Consider the following 16,286-nt stretch of genomic DNA (forward strand, 5'->3'; position numbering starts at 1 on the left):
GCGCGGGCGTCCTGGCGGCGCTGGCGGGGGCCGCCCGGCCGAACGGTGTGGCGGTGGCGGCGGCGGTGGGCGCGGCGGCCGCCGTCGAGGCGTCGCGAAGGCTGCGCGCCCGCCGCTCGCCCGGGTGGCGGCCGTGCGCGGCGGCGCTGCTGGCCCCGGCGGGCTGGCTGGGGTACGTGCTGTGGGTGGGCGTGCGGACCGGGGACGTGCCGGGCGGGTACTTCCGGGTCCAGGCAGGCTGGACGTCGCGCTTCGACTTCGGGCGCGGCACGTACGGCTTCGCGCGGGCGGTGGCCACCCGGCCGATGGACCTGGGCTTCACCGTCTCGCTGCTGCTCACCGGGGTGTCGGTGGTGCTGCTGGTCCTGCTGGCGCTGGAGCGCCCGCCGCTCGCGCTGTTCGTCTACACCGCCGTCCTGGTGGTGATCGCGGTGGGCGGGGCGGGCTTCTTCGAGTCCAAGCCGCGGTTCCTGCTGCCGGCGTTCCCGCTGCTGGCGCCGGTGGCCCTCGCGCTGCGAAGAGCCCGGCCGAGGGCGGCGGCCGTACTGGTCGCCGCCCTCGCCGGGCTGTCGTTCGGCTACGGGACCTATCTGCTGACCCTCGCCACGATGGCGCTCTAGAGCGCCACCGCCGTGCCGGGAAGGGTGGTCAGACCTCGTCGGCGGTGGGCTCGCCGCCCTCGCCGCCGTCCAGGCCGAGCTGCTCCGCCAGCCACTTGTCGAACTCGATCGACGCGCGCACCCAGCTCACCGTGGACTGCACGAAGTGCTCCAGGCTGACGCCGACGCCGATCAGCATCTGCGCCTCGCCGATCAGCCGCAGCGTCGCGCCGCCCTGCTCGTCCTCGTGCAGGTGGGTGTAGACCTTGGGCCACAGGGTGCGGCGGTTCCAGTCGTCGATCAGCTCCATGATCTGGGACCGGCTGTCCACCGGGTGGGGGCGGTCGTAGAAGGTCCGCACGGAGAAGACCTGCTGCTCGTCCTCGCCGCGGAACATGAAGTACGTACGGAACTCCTCCCACGGAGCCGCCAGGTCGCCCTCGTCGTCGACGACGTACTTCAGCTCCATCTGCTCGAGGAGCTGCTTGACCAGGTCCTGGTCGGGCACGACAGGACCCGCCGGTCCGCCGGCCTGCTCGGGCTGGGGCTGCTGGCCACCGAAATTCGGGATCGAGGCCGGGTCGATGCTCACGTGAACTTCCCTTCGAACGATTGCCGCCATCCTCCCCCATCGCCGCCCGCCCGTGGCAACCCCGCACCCCGGCGATCCGCCAGGAGCGGAAGCCGGCCGTCCGAGGGCCTCGGGGGGTCATGACGCCGGGCCCACGATCAGCCCTTCGCCGCCGTCTCCGGCGCGGTCGACGCGGACGGTGTCGCCGTCGGCGATCTCGCCGGCCAGGATCTCCTTGGCGAGGCGGTCGCCGATGGCGGTCTGCACCAGGCGGCGCAGCGGGCGGGCGCCGTAGGCGGGGTCGTTGCCCTCCGCGGCGAGCCAGTCCAGGGCGGCCGGGGTGACGTCGAGGGTCAGGCGGCGGTCGGCGAGCCGGCGGGCGAGCCGGTCGACCTGGAGGCGGGCGATGCGGGTCAGCTCGTCGCCGGAGAGGGCGGAGAAGACCACCATGTCGTCCAGCCGGTTGAGGAACTCGGGCTTGAAGGACGACCGGACGGTGTTCAGCACCTGCTGCTTCTTCTCCTCGGCGCTGGTGGCCGGGTCGATCAGGTACTGGCTGCCCAGGTTGGAGGTGAGGATGAGGATGGTGTTGCGGAAGTCGACGGTGCGGCCCTGACCGTCGGTCAGCCGGCCGTCGTCGAGCACCTGGAGCAGGATGTCGAAGACCTCCGGGTGGGCCTTCTCCACCTCGTCCAGCAGCACCACGCTGTACGGGCGGCGGCGCACCGCCTCGGTGAGCTGGCCGCCCTCCTCGTAGCCGACGTAGCCGGGGGGCGCGCCGACCAGGCGGGCGACGCTGTGCTTCTCGCCGTACTCCGACATGTCGATGCGGACCATGGCCCGCTCGTCGTCGAAGAGGAAGTCGGCGAGCGCCTTGGCCAGTTCGGTCTTGCCTACGCCGGTGGGGCCGAGGAAGAGGAACGACCCGGTGGGCCGGTCGGGGTCGGCGACTCCGGCCCGGGTGCGGCGTACCGCGTCGGAGACCGCGCGCACCGCCTCGGACTGGCCGATCAGCCGCCGGCCCAGCTCCTCCTCCATCCGCAGCAGCTTCTGCGTCTCGCCCTCCAGCAGCCGCCCGGCCGGGATGCCCGTCCAGGAACCGACCACGTCGGCGATGTCGTCGGGGCCGACCTCCTCCTTGACCATGGTGTCCTTGGCGGCCTCCTGCTCGGCCTCGGTGGCCTCGGCCAGCTCCCGTTCGACGGCCGGGATCTCCCCGTACAGCAGCTTGGAAGCGGTGTCGAAGTCGCCGTCGCGCTGGGCGCGCTCGGCGGTGCCGCGCATCTCGTCCAGCTTCTCCTTCAGCTCGCCGACCCGGTTGAGGCCCTGCTTCTCCTTCTCCCAGCGGGCGGTCAGCCCGCGCAGGTCCTCCTCCTTGTCGGCGAGGTCCCGGCGCAGCTTGTCCAGCCGCTGCTTGCTGGCCTCGTCGGTCTCCTTGGAGAGGGCCAGCTCCTCCATCCGCAGGCGGTCCACGGCCCGCTGGAGCTCGTCGATCTCCACCGGTGAGGAGTCGATCTCCATCCGGAGGCGGGAGGCGGCCTCGTCGACCAGGTCGATGGCCTTGTCGGGCAGGAAGCGGGAGGTGATGTAGCGGTCGGAGAGGGTGGCGGCGGCCACCAGCGCGGAGTCGGCGATCTGCACCTTGTGGTGGGCCTCGTAGCGGCCCTTGAGCCCGCGCAGGATGGCGACGGTGTCCTCGACGGTCGGCTCGGAGACCAGGACCTGCTGGAAGCGGCGCTCCAGGGCCGGGTCCTTCTCGATCCGCTCGCGGTACTCGTCCAGGGTGGTCGCGCCGACCATCCGCAGCTCGCCGCGGGCCAGCATCGGCTTGAGCATGTTGCCGGCGTCCATCGCCGAGTCCCCGCCGGCGCCCGCGCCGACGACCGTGTGCAGCTCGTCGATGAACGTGATGATCTGCCCGTCGCTGTCCTTGATCTCGGACAGGACGGTCTTCAGCCGCTCCTCGAACTCGCCGCGGTACTTCGCGCCCGCGAGCATCGCGCCGAGGTCGAGCGCGACCAGCCGCTTGTCGCGCAGCGACTCGGGGACGTCGCCCTTGACGATGCGCTGGGCCAGGCCCTCGACGACGGCGGTCTTGCCGACGCCGGGTTCGCCGATGAGGACGGGGTTGTTCTTGGTGCGCCGGGAGAGCACCTGCACCACCCGGCGGATCTCCTGGTCCCGGCCGATCACCGGGTCGAGCTTGCCCTCGCGGGCCGCGGCGGTGAAGTCGGTGCCGAACTTCTCCAGCGCCTTGTACTGGCCCTCCGGGTCGGGCGTGGTCACCCGTCGTCCTCCCCTCGTCTGCCGGAACGCCTCCAGCAGCTTCTTCGCGGTCGCGCCCTGCTCCTTCAGCACCTCGCCGGCCTGGCCGCCCTTGGCCGCGATGCCGATCAGCAGGTGCTCGGTGGACAGGTACTCGTCGCCGAGGTCCTTGGCCTGCTGCGAGGCGTCCGCGACCACGCTCAGCAGCTCGCGGTTGGCCTGCGGCGGGGCGACCGTGGAGCCCTTGACGCTGGGCTGCGCGGCCAGCACCCGTTCGGCCCCGGCGCGTACGGCGGCCTGGTCGGCCCCGGCGGCGGCCAGCAGGTCCACGATGTTCTCGTTGTCCTGGCCCTCCAGCAGCGCGACCAGCAGGTGCGCCGGGGTGAGGTCCGGGTTTCCCTCGGACACGGCGCGGCTGGTGGCCGCGTTCAGCGCGTCCCGGCTCTTGTTGGTCAGCTCGGCGTCCACATCGTCCCTTTCCCGCCTCGGCTTGCGACGTCCTGTCCATCGTGGTGCCCGGTTGCGGGGTCCGCATCCGGCGCTGACTGGGTCAGCGTCCACAAAGTTGAGTGTAGTCCACTCAAGGCGGTACGCGGTCACCACGCGGGGCCCACTCGATCGCGTGACGCCGCGGGCCCGGCGCGGATCGCCGCCCCCGCCGCCGGTAGGTTCGCGGACATGGCTGTCGACCTGCGCGATCCTCCGGAGAGCTACCTCGCCTTCTGGCGCGAGTACCACGTGTGCACCCTGACCACGCCCCGCCCGGACGGCTCGCCGCACGTGGTGGCGGTGGGGGCGACGTACGCGCCCGAGGACGGCGAGCTGGGGGTGGCGCGGGTGATCGCCAACCGGCACAGCCGCAAGGTGGCCAACGTGCTGGCCGCCGGCCCGGACGGGGCGCGGGCGGCGGTGTGCCAGGTGGCCGGGCGGCACTGGGCGACCCTGGAGGGCGTGGCGCGCATCCGGACGGAGCCGGAGGAGGTCGCGAACGCCGTCGAGCGGTACGCGGCCCGCTACGGGCGCACCCCCTCGCCCAACCCGGACCGGGTGGTCGTGGAGATCACCCTCACCCGGGCGATGGGCCGTACCTGAGGCGCACCCGGCCGCCGTCGCGCGAACAGCGCCCGGGCGCCACCGCGTGCGGACAGCACGACGGCGCCGTCGTGCGCGGACAGCACAACGGCGCCATCGTGTTCAGGTCACGATGGCGCCGTTGTGTGGGGGAAGCACCTGAGCGATCGATGACGACGGGGGAATCGCTCAGGCACTGCGGGGGGTGGCGGTGGTGGTCTCCGGCTCGACGAGCTGATGGTCGCGCTGGTCGAGATTGACGAAGATCATGCCGTACCGGATGGCACAGCGGACGGGCTGCGGGGCCCCGCGGGGCCGTCGCAGGCACCGGTAGGCGCGGATGTCCTCGTCGTCCCCGCGGGTGATGACGATCGGCTCTCCGAAGAGGGTGACCATCAACGAATCGCCACGGTGCGGCACCGCCGTGACGAGGTCGATGAAATGCCACCCGGAACGGTAGGCGGACGCCATCTCCCGGCGGAAACGGGAGTCTTCGGGCATGTTCATGCGCTGAGGACGTGCCAGCCGGGGTCGTTCAGGGACGCGGCGCCCGCGGGGGCGGTGTGCCACCCCGGGTCGGCCGCCACGCCCGGAGCCGCGGACCAGCCCGGGTCCAGCTTCGCCGACGGGCCGGTGTGCCAGCCCGGGTCGAGCTTCGCGGACGCCGGGGCGGTGTGCCAGCCCGGGTCCTGCTGGGCGGTCGCGGGAGCGGCGTGCCAGCCCGGGTCGGCCACCACGGCCGGAGCCGCGGACCAGCCCGGGTCCTGCTGCTTCGCCACCACGCCGGCGGCCGCGTACGAACCGGTCCCCCCGGCGGCCCCCAGGACGCCTATCGCGCCCGCGCCGATGACGGCAGCAGCGGCCGCTGCACGCATGATTCTCTTGATCATCACCGAGCAACCTCACTTGAAGGCAACGTCTTCTCCAACCCCCGCGAGTAAGACGATTTCTCACTCTCCACGTTTCCACCACCTACGCCAGGCATCATGTTCCTGAGATGCAGGAGCCTGGGGGTGAACAAATGGGGATAGAACCGGACCAACCAGACCACCCCCATTCGCATACGGAGCTGTGCCCGGCCGGATCCGAGCTGTATGCGACCGCGTTGCGCACCGGGAGAATCCCCCGGTCAGAGGCGCTGAAGACACCCTGCCTGCTCGATCTCTCGCTGCTCCACCCCGACCCGGACGACGCCCAGTGGCTGCGCCCCGTCCCGCCCTCGTCCGCGCTGGCCCAGCTCTTGCAGCCCATCGAGCGCGAGATCCTCCAGCGCAGGCGGCGCACGGTCGAGCTGTCCGACGCGTTCCAGCCGTTCATGGCCATCAGCGCCCAGAACGCCCCCGAGACCCACTCGATCACCGTCCTGGAGGGCCTGCACCGCATCAACGGCACCCTCGACCGGGTCATCTCCGGTTGCGAGCGCGAACTGCTCACCGTGCAGCCCGGCGGCGGCCGCCCGGCCAACGCCCTGCGCGAGGCGCTGCGGCGGGTGCAGCCGCTGCTGGGCCGCGGCATCCGGATGCGCACGCTCTACCAGCACACCGCGCGCCACACCGAACTGACGCTCACCTACCTCGAACACGTCGGCCCCGAGGTGGAGGTGCGCACCCTGGAGCAGATCATCGACCGGCTGATCATCGTGGACCGCGAGGTGGCGTTCGTACCGGCCCGCAGCGACCGGCAGATCGCCCTGGAACTGCGCCACCCCGGCCTGGTCGCCTACCTCGCGGGCGTCTTCGACCAGTTCTGGCAACTGGCCGTGCCGCTGAAGGAGGAGATCCCCTACGACCTCAAGTCGGACGGCATCAGCGGCGTCCAGCGCTCCATCGCCCGCCTCCTGGTCGAGGGGCACGTGGACGAGGCCATCGCCCGGCGCCTCGGGATGAACGTCCGCACCTGCCGCGCCCACATCGCCAAGCTGGCCGCCGTCCTGGGCAGCGGCAGCCGGACCCAGCTCGGCTACCTCATCGCCCGCTCCGGCATGCTGGAGCGCGAGCCGGAGGCCCACCCCGGCGGCTAGTCGGCGGCCGCCGGCCGCCAGGGGGTGACCTCCACCCGGTCGGTGTTGCCCAGGTCGAGCGGGCCGCCGTCGCCCGGACGCACCCGCTGCCCGGGGGCGCCCGGCACCGGCACGACGCGCAGGTAGACGCCCTCGGTGGCCGGCCGGTCGGTCAGGGTCACCGTGTTGCGCCAGACCACCGCCGCGACCGCCCGCTCCCCCGGCCCGAGTGCGAACACCGTCGGCCGGTGCCGGCTGTCGGTGTTCGACCCCTGGTGGACGGTCACCGACTCCATCGGGGCCGACCGCCCGTCGAGCACCGTCAGCTCCGGGTAGCCGCTCACCTCCACCCGCCGCGTACCGCAGTTGGCCAGCGAGACCTCCATGGCGCGCAGCCCCATCGCGGAGTCCACCAGCCCGGTCGCCACCCGCACCCCGCCCTCCGGGCAGGGCCCCTCGGACGGCGCCGGCGAAGGGGGCGACGGCGCCGGGGACGCGCCGGGGACCGGGGTCGGCCCGTACGGGTCGGACGGGCCGCTCTGCGCAGCCGCCGGAAGCCGTACGGGCAGGGGCGCGTCGCCCGTCTCGTCGTCGCAGCCCGCCAGCAGCGGCCCGCCGGCGACCAGCAGCGCCGCCGCCCCGAGCACCCCTGCGGACCAGCGCGCGGCGCGCAGCACGGTCGTCGCGTTCCCGGGTCCGGTGGCAGACATGAACGGATCATGCCATGGGCGTACGGGAAGCCGGGGGCCGCGGATACGGGCAGGGGCGGACGGCCGACGGCCCCCGGGCGGACCTGGCGGGGTCCGGCCCGGGGGCCGTCGGGGTGGGAACGGGTGGTCCTGACCGGAGGTCAGTCGCCGCGCTTGCGGCCGGTCGGCGGACGCCAGACGACCAGCGCGCTCGCCCGCTGCGCCTCCTGGTACGGGACCAGGTCGCGCCGGTAGGAGGCGTGCACCTGGGCCTCGCGCTGGCGGATCGCCGCCGCCGCGCCCTCGACCGCCGCGCTCAGCTCGCCGATCCGGGACTGAAGGGCGGCGACCTGGTTCTCCAGCTCGATGATCCGCTTGATGCCGGCCAGGTTGATGCCTTCGTCCTGCGACAACTGCTGCACCTGGCGCAGCAGTTGGATGTCGCGGGCCGAATAGCGGCGGCCCCGGCCGGCGGTGCGGTCCGGGGAGACCAGGCCCAGCCGGTCGTACTGGCGCAGGGTCTGCGGGTGCAGCCCGCTGAGCTGGGCGGCGACCGAGATGACGTACACCGGCGTCTCGTCGGTCAGCTCGTACGGGTTGCGGCGGCGTCCGTCCATCTCAAGCCCCCTTCGCGGCCTGGAACAGGGCGGCCCGCGGGTCCTCGCCCGCCGTGGCCTCCCGGTAGGTCTCCAGGGCCTCGCGCGCCTTGTCGTCCAGCTCGTCCGGCACCGCCACCTCGACGGTGACCAGCAGGTCCCCGCGGGTGCCGTCCTTGCGGACCGCGCCCTTGCCGCGGGCCCGCATGGTGCGGCCGTTGGGCGTGCCGGCCGGGATCTTCAGGGTGACCGGCGGCCCGCCGAGGACGGGCACCTTGATCTCGCCGCCGAGCGCCGCCTCGGGGAACGAGACGGGCACCGTGACGGTGAGGTTGTCGCCCTTGCGGCCGAAGACCGGGTGGGAGTCGACGTGCACCACCACGTACAGGTCGCCGGCCGGTCCGCCGCGCTCGCCGGGCGCGCCCTTGCCGCGCAGCCGGATGCGCTGCCCGTCGGAGACGCCCGCCGGGATGCGGACCTGCATGGTGTGCGAGGACTTGGCGCGCCCGCTGCCCTTGCAGACCTCGCAGGGGTGCTCGGCGATCAGCCCGCGCCCCTTGCAGTCGCGGCAGGGGTCGGTCAGCGAGAACGAGCCGCTGCCGCCGCGGGAGACCTGCCCGGTGCCGACGCAGGTCGGGCACACCCGGGGCGTGCCGTTCTTGTCGCCGGTGCCGGAGCACGCCTTGCACGGCTGCTGGCTGGACATCCGCAGCGGGACGGTGGCCCCGTCCACGGCCTCGGTGAAGCTGAGCGTCACCTCGGACTCGACGTCCTGGCCTCGGCGCGGCTGGGTGCGGCCGCCGGTGGCGCCGCGGTTGAACAGCCCGCCGAACACGTCCCCGAGGCCGCCGCCGCCGAAGCCGCCGGCGCCGCCCGGTCCGCCGCCGCCCTGGGCGCCGCCGAAGAGGTCGCCCAGGTCGAAGTTGAACGTCCCGCCGGGACCGCCGGCCCCGCCGGGGCGGAAGCCGCCGTTGCCGAAGAGCGCGCGGGCCTCGTCGTACTCCTTGCGCTTCTTGGGGTCGCCGAGGACGTCGTTCGCCTCGGAGACCTCCTTGAAGCGGGTCTCGGCGTCCGCGTCGCCCTTGTTGGCGTCCGGGTGGAACTCGCGGGCGAGCTTCCGGTACGCCTTCTTGATCTCGGCCTCGGTGGCGTCCTTGGGGACGCCGAGAACCTTGTAGTAGTCCTTCTCCACGAAGTCCTTCGTGCTCATCGACGTCCCTCCTTCCGGTTACCGCCCATGTCCGCCGCACGGTGCGGGCCACGACCGCGGCCCGCACCGTGCGCGGCGCCGGCGCTCGCGCCGCTGCCGCTCCTGCTCACCGCGTCAGCCCTCCTCGGGGCCACCGCTCTCCTCGCCGGGCGCCGCCTCGTCCGAGGCGGAGTCCTTGGCCTCCGGGGTGGCCGGGGCCGCGCCGGGCTGGGGCTCGGCCACGGCGACCCGCGCGGGGCGGATGGTCCGTTCGCCGATCCGGTACCCGGGCTGGAGGATCGCGACGCAGGTCGTCTCGGTGACGTCCGGCGCGTAGGAGTGCATCAGGGCCTCGTGGACCGTCGGGTCGAAGGGCTCGCCCTCCTTGCCGAACTGCTGGAGGCCCATCTTCGCGGCGACCGTCTCCAGCGACTCGGCGACCGACTTGAAGCCGCCGAGCAGCTCGCCGTGCTCACGGGCGCGCCCGATGTCGTCGAGCACCGGCAGCAGCTCGGAGAGGAGGTTCGCGATGGCGATCTCCTTGACCTGCACCCGGTCCCGCTCGACCCGCCGGCGGTAGTTCTGGTACTCCGCCTGGAGCCGCTGGAGGTCCGCGGTGCGCTCGCCGAGCGCGGTGCGGGTCTGGTCGAGCTGGGCCGTCAGGCCCGCGGTGCGGTCCGCGTCCCCGGCCGGGGCCGCCGGGCCGTCCTCGCCCGCGGCCGGGGCCGCCGGCGAACCGGCGGTCTCGGGCTGCGGGGTCGGGGCGTCGGCGGCCTCCGCGGCGCCGTCGGGGGTGGCGCCGGAGGGGACGTCGGGCTTCTCGTCGAATCCCGGGGTCTCCTCCGTCATGCGGCACCGCCCTTCGGCTTCTCGTCGTCGACGATCTCGGCGTCGACGACGTCGTCATCGGCCTGGGCCTGCGCGCCGCCCGGCGCGCCGGCGCCGTCGCCGCCCGCGGCCTGCTGGGCCTGGGCGTCGGCGTACATGGCCTGGCCGAGCTTCTGCGAGACGGCCGCGACCTTCTCCGTCGCGGTGCGGATCTCGGCGGTGTCCTCGCCCTTGAGCTTCTCCTTCAGCTCCGTCACCGCGGTCTCGACCTCGGCCTTGACGTCGCCGGGGACCTTCTCGGCGTTGTCGGCGAGGAACTTCTCCGTCTGGTAGACGAGCTGCTCGGCCTGGTTGCGGGTCTCGGCGGACTCGCGGCGGCGGGAGTCCTCCTCCGCGTACTGCTCGGCCTCCTGGCGCATCCGGTCGACCTCGTCCTTGGCGAGCGAGGAGCCGCCGGTGACGGTCATCTTCTGCTCCTTGCCCGTGCCGAGGTCCTTCGCGGTCACGTGCATGATGCCGTTGGCGTCGATGTCGAAGGACACCTCGATCTGCGGCACGCCGCGCGGGGCCGGCGGCAGACCGGTCAGCTCGAACATCCCGAGCTTCTTGTTGTACGCCGCGATCTCGCGCTCGCCCTGGTAGACCTGGATCTGCACGGACGGCTGGTTGTCCTCGGCCGTGGTGAAGATCTCCGAGCGCTTGGTCGGGATCGTGGTGTTGCGCTCGATCAGCTTGGTCATGATGCCGCCCTTGGTCTCGATGCCGAGGGACAGCGGGGTGACGTCGAGCAGCAGGACGTCCTTGACCTCGCCCTTGAGCACGCCGGCCTGGAGGGTGGCGCCGATGGCGACGACCTCGTCCGGGTTGACGCCCTTGTTGGCGTCCTTGCCGCCGGTCAGCTCCTTGACCAGCTCGGCGACGGCCGGCATCCGGGTCGAGCCGCCGACCAGGACCACGTGGTCGATCTCGGAGAGCTGGATGCCCGCGTCCTTGATGACGTTGTGGAACGGGGTCTTGCAGCGGTCCAGCAGGTCCGAGGTGAGCTGCTGGAACTGGGCGCGGGTGAGCTTCTCGTCCAGGTGCAGCGGGCCCTCGGCGGAGGCCGTGATGTAGGGCAGGTTGATCGTGGTCTCGGTGGACGAGGACAGCTCGATCTTCGCCTTCTCGGCGGCCTCGCGCAGGCGCTGGAGCGCCATCTTGTCCTTGGCCAGGTCCACGCCGTGGCCGGACTGGAACTGCTTGACCAGGTAGTCCACGACCCGCTGGTCCCAGTCGTCGCCACCGAGGTGGTTGTCGCCGTTGGTGGCCTTCACCTCGACGACGCCGTCGCCGATCTCCAGCAGCGAGACGTCGAAGGTGCCGCCGCCGAGGTCGAAGACGAGGATCGTCTGGTCGTCCTTGTCCAGGCCGTAGGCCAGGGCGGCCGCGGTCGGCTCGTTGACGATGCGCAGGACGTTCAGGCCCGCGATCTCGCCGGCCTCCTTGGTGGCCTGGCGCTCGGAGTCGTTGAAGTACGCCGGGACGGTGATGACCGCGTCGGTCACCTTCTCGCCCAGGTAGGACTCCGCGTCGCGCTTCAGCTTCTGAAGGATGAAGGCGCTGATCTGCTGCGGGTTGAAGTTCTTCCCGTCCAGCTCGATCTTCCAGTCGGTGCCCATGTGGCGCTTGACCGAACGGATCGTCCGGTCGACGTTGGTGACCGCCTGGCGCTTGGCGACCTCGCCGACGAGCACCTCGCCGTTCTTGGCGAAGGCGACGACGGACGGCGTGGTCCTGGCGCCCTCGGCGTTGGTGATGACGGTGGGCTCGCCGCCTTCGAGAACGCTGACGACGGAGTTAGTCGTGCCCAGGTCGATGCCGACCGCACGTGCCATTTCGATTCCTCCAACAGGCTTGAGTGGAACAGGCTCAAGGATGCATGACACCCCCGGCCCGCGTCAACAGACCTGAGCCGAGTCGGCTCAACTTTTATTCCGCTCTTATGCGCAGAGTCCGCCGGCAGGCACGACATCGCAGGTACGCGCGGTATCCGCCGAGAGGCGCAGAGCGCGCCGGAGCCGTCAGGGCCCGGCCGACCGGGACACGACCCGCCGCGTACCCGCGACCCCCACCCGTGCACATCCCGCCATGCGATCGTTCAGCGAACGCAACAAAACAGACGAAATCACATGGAAACGGGCCATCGCATGCACGACGCCGACCGGTTCCCCGACCCCAAGCGGGTCCTCGACGCCACTGTGGCGGCCGTACTGCTGGCGGTCCTCTCGCCCCTGCTGGCCGCCGCAGCCCTCGCCGTCGCCGCCCGGCGGCCCGCCGGCGGCGTCTGGGTCCGCGAGATTCGGACCGGCCGCCACGGCCGTCCGCTCACCCTGCGCTCGCTGCCGGTGCGCCGCCTCCACCTGGACGCGCTCTCCCGGCTGCCCCATGTCGTACGCGGCGAACTCGCCCTGGTCGGCCCGGCGCCGCTGCCTCCCGAGGACCCGGCGGCGCACCTGCCCTGGCGGCAGTCGGTGCGCCCCGGCCTGACCGGACCCGCCCAGCAGGCCGGCGGCTCCGAACTCCCCTGGGACGAGCCGCTGCTCCTGGACCAGGACTACGTCGAGCACCACCGCCTGACCGCCGACGTGGCCCTGCTGCTGCGGGCGCCGCGCCGGGTGCGCGGTCAGGGTCGCCTGAGCGACGCAGATCACCGCACACCCGCCTACAGCACGGCCGGATAACTGGGTACGCTCAGCACGAACCGATTAAGTTACCGCTTAGTAGTGCGCTGGCAGGCTGCCGAGCGGCGACACTACTAGTGCTGATTCCCCACCTCGCAGGCCCGAGGAGCCCCCATGCAACTCGCCGCGATCATCGTGTCGCTGACGCTGACCGTGGTCGGTGTCGCGCTCATCGCCCGTGCGGTCGCGCAGATCTACCGGTTCGTGAAGCTCGGCCAGCCCGTGCCCGCGGGCAGCCGTACCGACGACCCCAAGGCCAGGACGATCACCCTGGTCAAGGAGTTCCTCGGCCACACCCGGATGAACCGCTGGGGGATCGTCGGCGCCGCGCACTGGTTCGTCGCGATCGGCTTCCTGACCCTGCCGCCCACCCTGCTCCAGGCGTACGGGCAGCTCTTCGAGGCCGACTGGGTGCTGCCGGTCATCGGCGGCTTCCTGCCGTTCGAGATGTACATCGAGTTCATCGGCGTGATGACCATCCTGGGCATCCTCACGCTGATCGGCATCCGGCTGCTCAGCCTGCCCTCCCGGGCCGGCCGCAAGTCGCGCTTCGCCGGCTCCAAGGCCTGGCAGGCGTACTTCGTCGAGTACGTCATCCTCGTCATCGGCCTGGCGATCTGGGTGCTGCGCGGCCTGGAGGGCGCCATCCACGGCGTCAGCCACTACGAGGCCGCCTACTTCGCCTCGTACCCGCTGGTCCTGGCGTTCGACGGGCTCTCCGTCCCCACCCTCCAGACGCTGATCTACCTCACCGCCATGATCAAGATCGGCACGTCGCTGATCTGGATGATCACGGTCTCGCTGAACACCAACATGGGTGTGGCCTGGCACCGCTTCCTGGGCTTCCCGAACATCTGGTTCAAGCGCAACGCCGACGGCGCCACCGCGCTGGGCGCGCTCCAGCCGATGACCAGCCGGGGCAAGGAGATCGACTTCGAGACGGTCTTCGACGAGGACGAGAACGACGGCGAGGAGGCCGTGTTCGGCGCCTCCCAGGTCGAGCACTTCTCCTGGAAGGGCATCCTCGACTTCTCCACCTGCACCGAGTGCGGCCGCTGCCAGTCGCAGTGCCCCGCCTGGAACACCGGCAAGCCGCTCTCCCCCAAGCTGCTGATCATGTCGCTGCGCGACCACGCGCACGCCAAGGCCCCCTACCTGCTGGCCGGCGGCGGCAAGACCATGGAGGGCGAGGAGAAGGCCACCGCCGAGCAGCTCGCCGACGTGCCCGCCGCCGCCCTGGCCGAGGCCGAGCGCCCGCTGGTCGGCACGCTGGAGGAGAACGGCGTCATCGACCCGGACGTGCTGTGGTCCTGCACCACCTGCGGCGCCTGCGTCGAGCAGTGCCCGGTGGACATCGAGCACATCGACCACATCGTGGACATGCGCCGCTACCAGGTGATGATCGAGTCGGCGTTCCCCTCCGAGGCCGGCACGATGCTGAAGAACCTGGAGAAGAAGGGCAACCCCTGGGGCCTGGCCAAGAAGCAGCGGGTCGAGTGGACCAAGGAGGTCGACTTCGAGGTCCCGATCGTCGGCAAGGACGTCGAGGACCTCACCGAGGTCGACTACCTCTACTGGGTCGGCTGCGCCGGCGCCCTGGAGGACCGGGCCAAGAAGACCACCAAGGCCTTCGCCGAGCTGCTGCACATCGCGGGCGTGAAGTTCGCGATCATGGGCGGCGACGAGAAGTGCACCGGCGACTCCCCCCGCCGCCTGGGCAACGAGCCGCTGTTCCAGCAGCTCGGCCAGGAGAACGTGGCCATGCTCAACATGGCCTTCGGCGAGGACGACGAGGACGAGTCGACGCGCAAGCCCAAGTCGGCCAAGAAGATCGTCGCCACCTGCCCGCACTGCTTCAACACCATCGCCAACGAGTACCCGCAGCTCGGCGGCGAGTTCGAGGTCATCCACCACACCCAGTTGCTCCAGCACCTCATCGACGAGGGCCGGCTCACCCCGGTCACCCCGGTGGACGGGCTGATCACCTACCACGACCCCTGCTACCTGGGCCGGCACAACAAGGTCTACACGCCGCCGCGCGAGATCATGTCCGCCGTGCCGGGCCTGCGCCAGCAGGAGATGCACCGCCACAAGGAGCGCGGCTTCTGCTGCGGCGCCGGCGGCGCGCGGATGTGGATGGAGGAGCGCATCGGCAAGCGCATCAACACCGAGCGCGTGGACGAGGCCCTGTCCCTCAACCCGGACATCGTCTCCACCGCCTGCCCGTTCTGCCTGGTCATGCTCACCGACTCGGTCAACGGCAAGAAGAACGACGGCAAGGCCCCGGAGTCGCTCCAGGTGGTCGACGTCGCCCAGCTCCTTCTCGACTCGGTCAAGACCCCGGTCGACCCCGACCCGGAGCCCCCGGCCGAGGGCGGCAGCGACGGGGACTCCGGCCCGGACTCCGGCTCCGACGACTCGGACTCCGGCCCCGAGGGCGGCGGCGCCGAGGCCGCCGGCGACGCCCCCGGCGCCGCGCCCGACGAGGAGCCCGCCCCGGTGAAGTAGCCGGGCCGCCACCGCCCCGAGACCGACGGCCGGACCTCCGCCCCGCACAGGCAGAGGTCCGGCCGTTCCGCGTCCTCCGCGTCCCCGACGGGATGGCCCCCAGGATCGCGTCCCCGGTCCCTTAGGGGATGTCACAGCTCAGCCGCAATGGGGCGCTCTCCTCCCGCCATGTCCACTCCATCCAGCGGGAGCGGGTACGTTCGTTGACGTGGCTGGATTCAGGATCGGACGCGGCCGGGACAACAACCGCACCTCGCGACAGCAACCGCAGCAGGCGACGCCGTACGGAAACGCGGCGCCGCCGCCCCCGTACGCCTCGGGGCGGCAGCCAGGGCAGCAGCAGTGGCCGCCCGCGCACCAGGGGCACCCGGGCGGGCAGGGCGGGCAGGGCGCTCACGGCGGCCAGCCCTACGGCGAGCCGGAGTACTTCGGCGACCCCTACCCCCACCAGCAGCAGCACCAGCCGCCGCAGCACGACCCCTACGCGGCGAACCACCCGGGCCACACCCGGGCGTTCAGCATCCACGACGAGCAGTACGCGGCGGCCGGCGGCTACCAGGAGGGCTACGGCGACGGCGCCACCTACCAGGCCGGCGCCGCGCCCGCCCCGGCCGGGCCGCGGCTGCACTGGAAGCAGCTCCTCAGCGGCATGGTGACGCGCCCCGGCCCGACCTTCTTCCAGATGCGCGACCACGCCGTCTGGGGTCCGGCGGTCGTGGTCACCTTCCTCTACGGCCTGCTGGCGCTGTTCGGCTTCGACGAGGCCCGCGAGGAGGCGATCAGCGCCACCCTCTCCACCGCCGTCCCGTACGTCCTGCTGACCGGCGTCATGTTCGTCGTCGGCGGCCTGATCCTGGGCGCGGTGACCCACACCCTGGCCCGCCAGCTCGGCGGCGACGGCGCCTGGCAGCCGACGGTCGGTCTCTCCATGCTGATCATGGCCCTGACCGACGCGCCACGCCTGGTCTTCGCCCTCTTCCTGGGCGGCGACAACACCCTCGTGCAGATCCTCGGCTGGCTGTCCTGGCTCGCCGCCGGGGCGCTGTTCACCTCCATGGTGAGCAAGTCCCACGACCTGCCCTGGCCGAAGGCCCTGGGCGCCTCGTCGATCCAGCTCATCGCCCTGCTGTCGCTGATCAAGCTCGGCACCATCTGACACCGGCACGGCGAGGGCCCCGGGACCGTGGTGACGGTCCCGGGGCCCCCCCCGTACTCCCCCCCCCGGCGGGCAGGCGTCCAGCACCTGGCCCT

At 72.1% G+C, this 16,286-nt stretch carries 14 protein-coding genes and 1 pseudogene; 6 read left to right on the plus strand and 9 right to left on the minus strand.

Features of this window, described 5'->3' with window-relative positions; translation table 11 throughout:
- Positions 1–620: pseudogene (locus C6N75_RS30480) on the plus strand (hypothetical protein); the annotation flags it as partial.
- A gap of 28 nt (positions 621–648) precedes the next feature.
- On the opposite strand, the gene C6N75_RS06170 reads toward C6N75_RS30480, so the two are convergent.
- Positions 649–1,191: a type III secretion system chaperone family protein gene (locus tag C6N75_RS06170; RefSeq protein ID WP_105867823.1), complete on the minus strand. Its 543-nt coding sequence runs from the start codon at positions 1,189–1,191 to the stop codon at positions 649–651.
- Positions 1,192–1,308: 117 nt separating this feature from the next.
- Positions 1,309–3,903, minus strand: coding sequence for an ATP-dependent chaperone ClpB (gene clpB / locus C6N75_RS06175; RefSeq protein WP_105867824.1), 2,595 nt, complete (start codon positions 3,901–3,903; stop codon positions 1,309–1,311).
- Between the two features lie 210 nt (positions 3,904–4,113).
- Here clpB and C6N75_RS06180 point away from each other — a divergent pair, with 210 nt between their 5' ends.
- Positions 4,114–4,527 (plus strand): pyridoxamine 5'-phosphate oxidase family protein, encoded by a 414-nt coding sequence (locus tag C6N75_RS06180; RefSeq protein ID WP_105867825.1) that lies wholly within the window; start codon positions 4,114–4,116, stop codon positions 4,525–4,527.
- A gap of 168 nt (positions 4,528–4,695) precedes the next feature.
- On the opposite strand, the gene C6N75_RS06185 is transcribed toward C6N75_RS06180, so the two are convergent.
- Complete coding sequence (locus tag C6N75_RS06185; RefSeq protein ID WP_105867826.1) at positions 4,696–5,013, minus strand: Rieske (2Fe-2S) protein; 318 nt, start codon at positions 5,011–5,013, stop codon at positions 4,696–4,698.
- The gene (locus C6N75_RS06190; protein WP_105867827.1) at positions 5,010–5,396 is read right to left on the minus strand and encodes a hypothetical protein; all 387 of its coding nucleotides are present in this window, start codon (positions 5,394–5,396) and stop codon (positions 5,010–5,012) included. The genes C6N75_RS06185 and C6N75_RS06190 overlap by 4 nt, the downstream gene beginning before the upstream one ends.
- Before the next feature lie 131 nt (positions 5,397–5,527).
- Between C6N75_RS06190 and C6N75_RS06195 the strand changes: the two genes are divergently transcribed.
- Positions 5,528–6,526 carry a helix-turn-helix transcriptional regulator gene (locus C6N75_RS06195; RefSeq protein WP_105867828.1) on the plus strand — a complete coding sequence of 333 codons (999 nt, stop codon included), beginning with the start codon at positions 5,528–5,530 and terminating at the stop codon, positions 6,524–6,526.
- Here the strand turns inward: C6N75_RS06195 and C6N75_RS06200 are convergent.
- The 5 genes from C6N75_RS06200 to dnaK form a co-directional block, all read right to left on the minus strand.
- A complete protein-coding gene (locus C6N75_RS06200) occupies positions 6,523–7,215 on the minus strand; it encodes a DUF4232 domain-containing protein (protein ID WP_105867829.1) in 693 nt (230 codons plus the stop codon). The two genes, C6N75_RS06195 and C6N75_RS06200, sit on opposite strands and share 4 nt — an antisense overlap.
- Positions 7,216–7,355: 140 nt before the next feature.
- Positions 7,356–7,811: a heat shock protein transcriptional repressor HspR gene (locus C6N75_RS06205; RefSeq protein ID WP_105867830.1), complete on the minus strand. Its 456-nt coding sequence runs from the start codon at positions 7,809–7,811 to the stop codon at positions 7,356–7,358.
- Between the two features lies 1 nt (position 7,812).
- Positions 7,813–9,000: a molecular chaperone DnaJ gene (gene dnaJ / locus C6N75_RS06210; protein WP_105867831.1), complete on the minus strand. Its 1,188-nt coding sequence runs from the start codon at positions 8,998–9,000 to the stop codon at positions 7,813–7,815.
- A gap of 114 nt (positions 9,001–9,114) precedes the next feature.
- A complete protein-coding gene (grpE, locus tag C6N75_RS06215) occupies positions 9,115–9,828 on the minus strand; it encodes a nucleotide exchange factor GrpE (protein WP_105867832.1) in 714 nt (237 codons plus the stop codon).
- The gene (gene dnaK, locus C6N75_RS06220; RefSeq protein ID WP_105867833.1) at positions 9,825–11,681 is read right to left on the minus strand and encodes a molecular chaperone DnaK; all 1,857 of its coding nucleotides are present in this window, start codon (positions 11,679–11,681) and stop codon (positions 9,825–9,827) included. The genes grpE and dnaK overlap by 4 nt, the downstream gene beginning before the upstream one ends.
- A gap of 312 nt (positions 11,682–11,993) precedes the next feature.
- Here dnaK and C6N75_RS06225 point away from each other — a divergent pair, with 312 nt between their 5' ends.
- From C6N75_RS06225 to C6N75_RS06235, 3 genes are all read left to right on the plus strand, one after another.
- Positions 11,994–12,527 (plus strand): sugar transferase, encoded by a 534-nt coding sequence (locus C6N75_RS06225; RefSeq protein ID WP_258177253.1) that lies wholly within the window; start codon positions 11,994–11,996, stop codon positions 12,525–12,527.
- 114 nt (positions 12,528–12,641) lie between these two features.
- A complete protein-coding gene (locus C6N75_RS06230; protein ID WP_105867835.1) occupies positions 12,642–15,035 on the plus strand; it encodes a (Fe-S)-binding protein in 2,394 nt (797 codons plus the stop codon).
- A gap of 208 nt (positions 15,036–15,243) precedes the next feature.
- A complete protein-coding gene (locus C6N75_RS06235) occupies positions 15,244–16,191 on the plus strand; it encodes a Yip1 family protein (RefSeq protein WP_105867836.1) in 948 nt (315 codons plus the stop codon).
- Positions 16,192–16,286 lie beyond the last annotated feature (95 nt).

The organism is Streptomyces solincola, assembly GCF_002982015.1.
GTDB lineage: Bacteria > Actinomycetota > Actinomycetes > Streptomycetales > Streptomycetaceae > Streptomyces > Streptomyces solincola.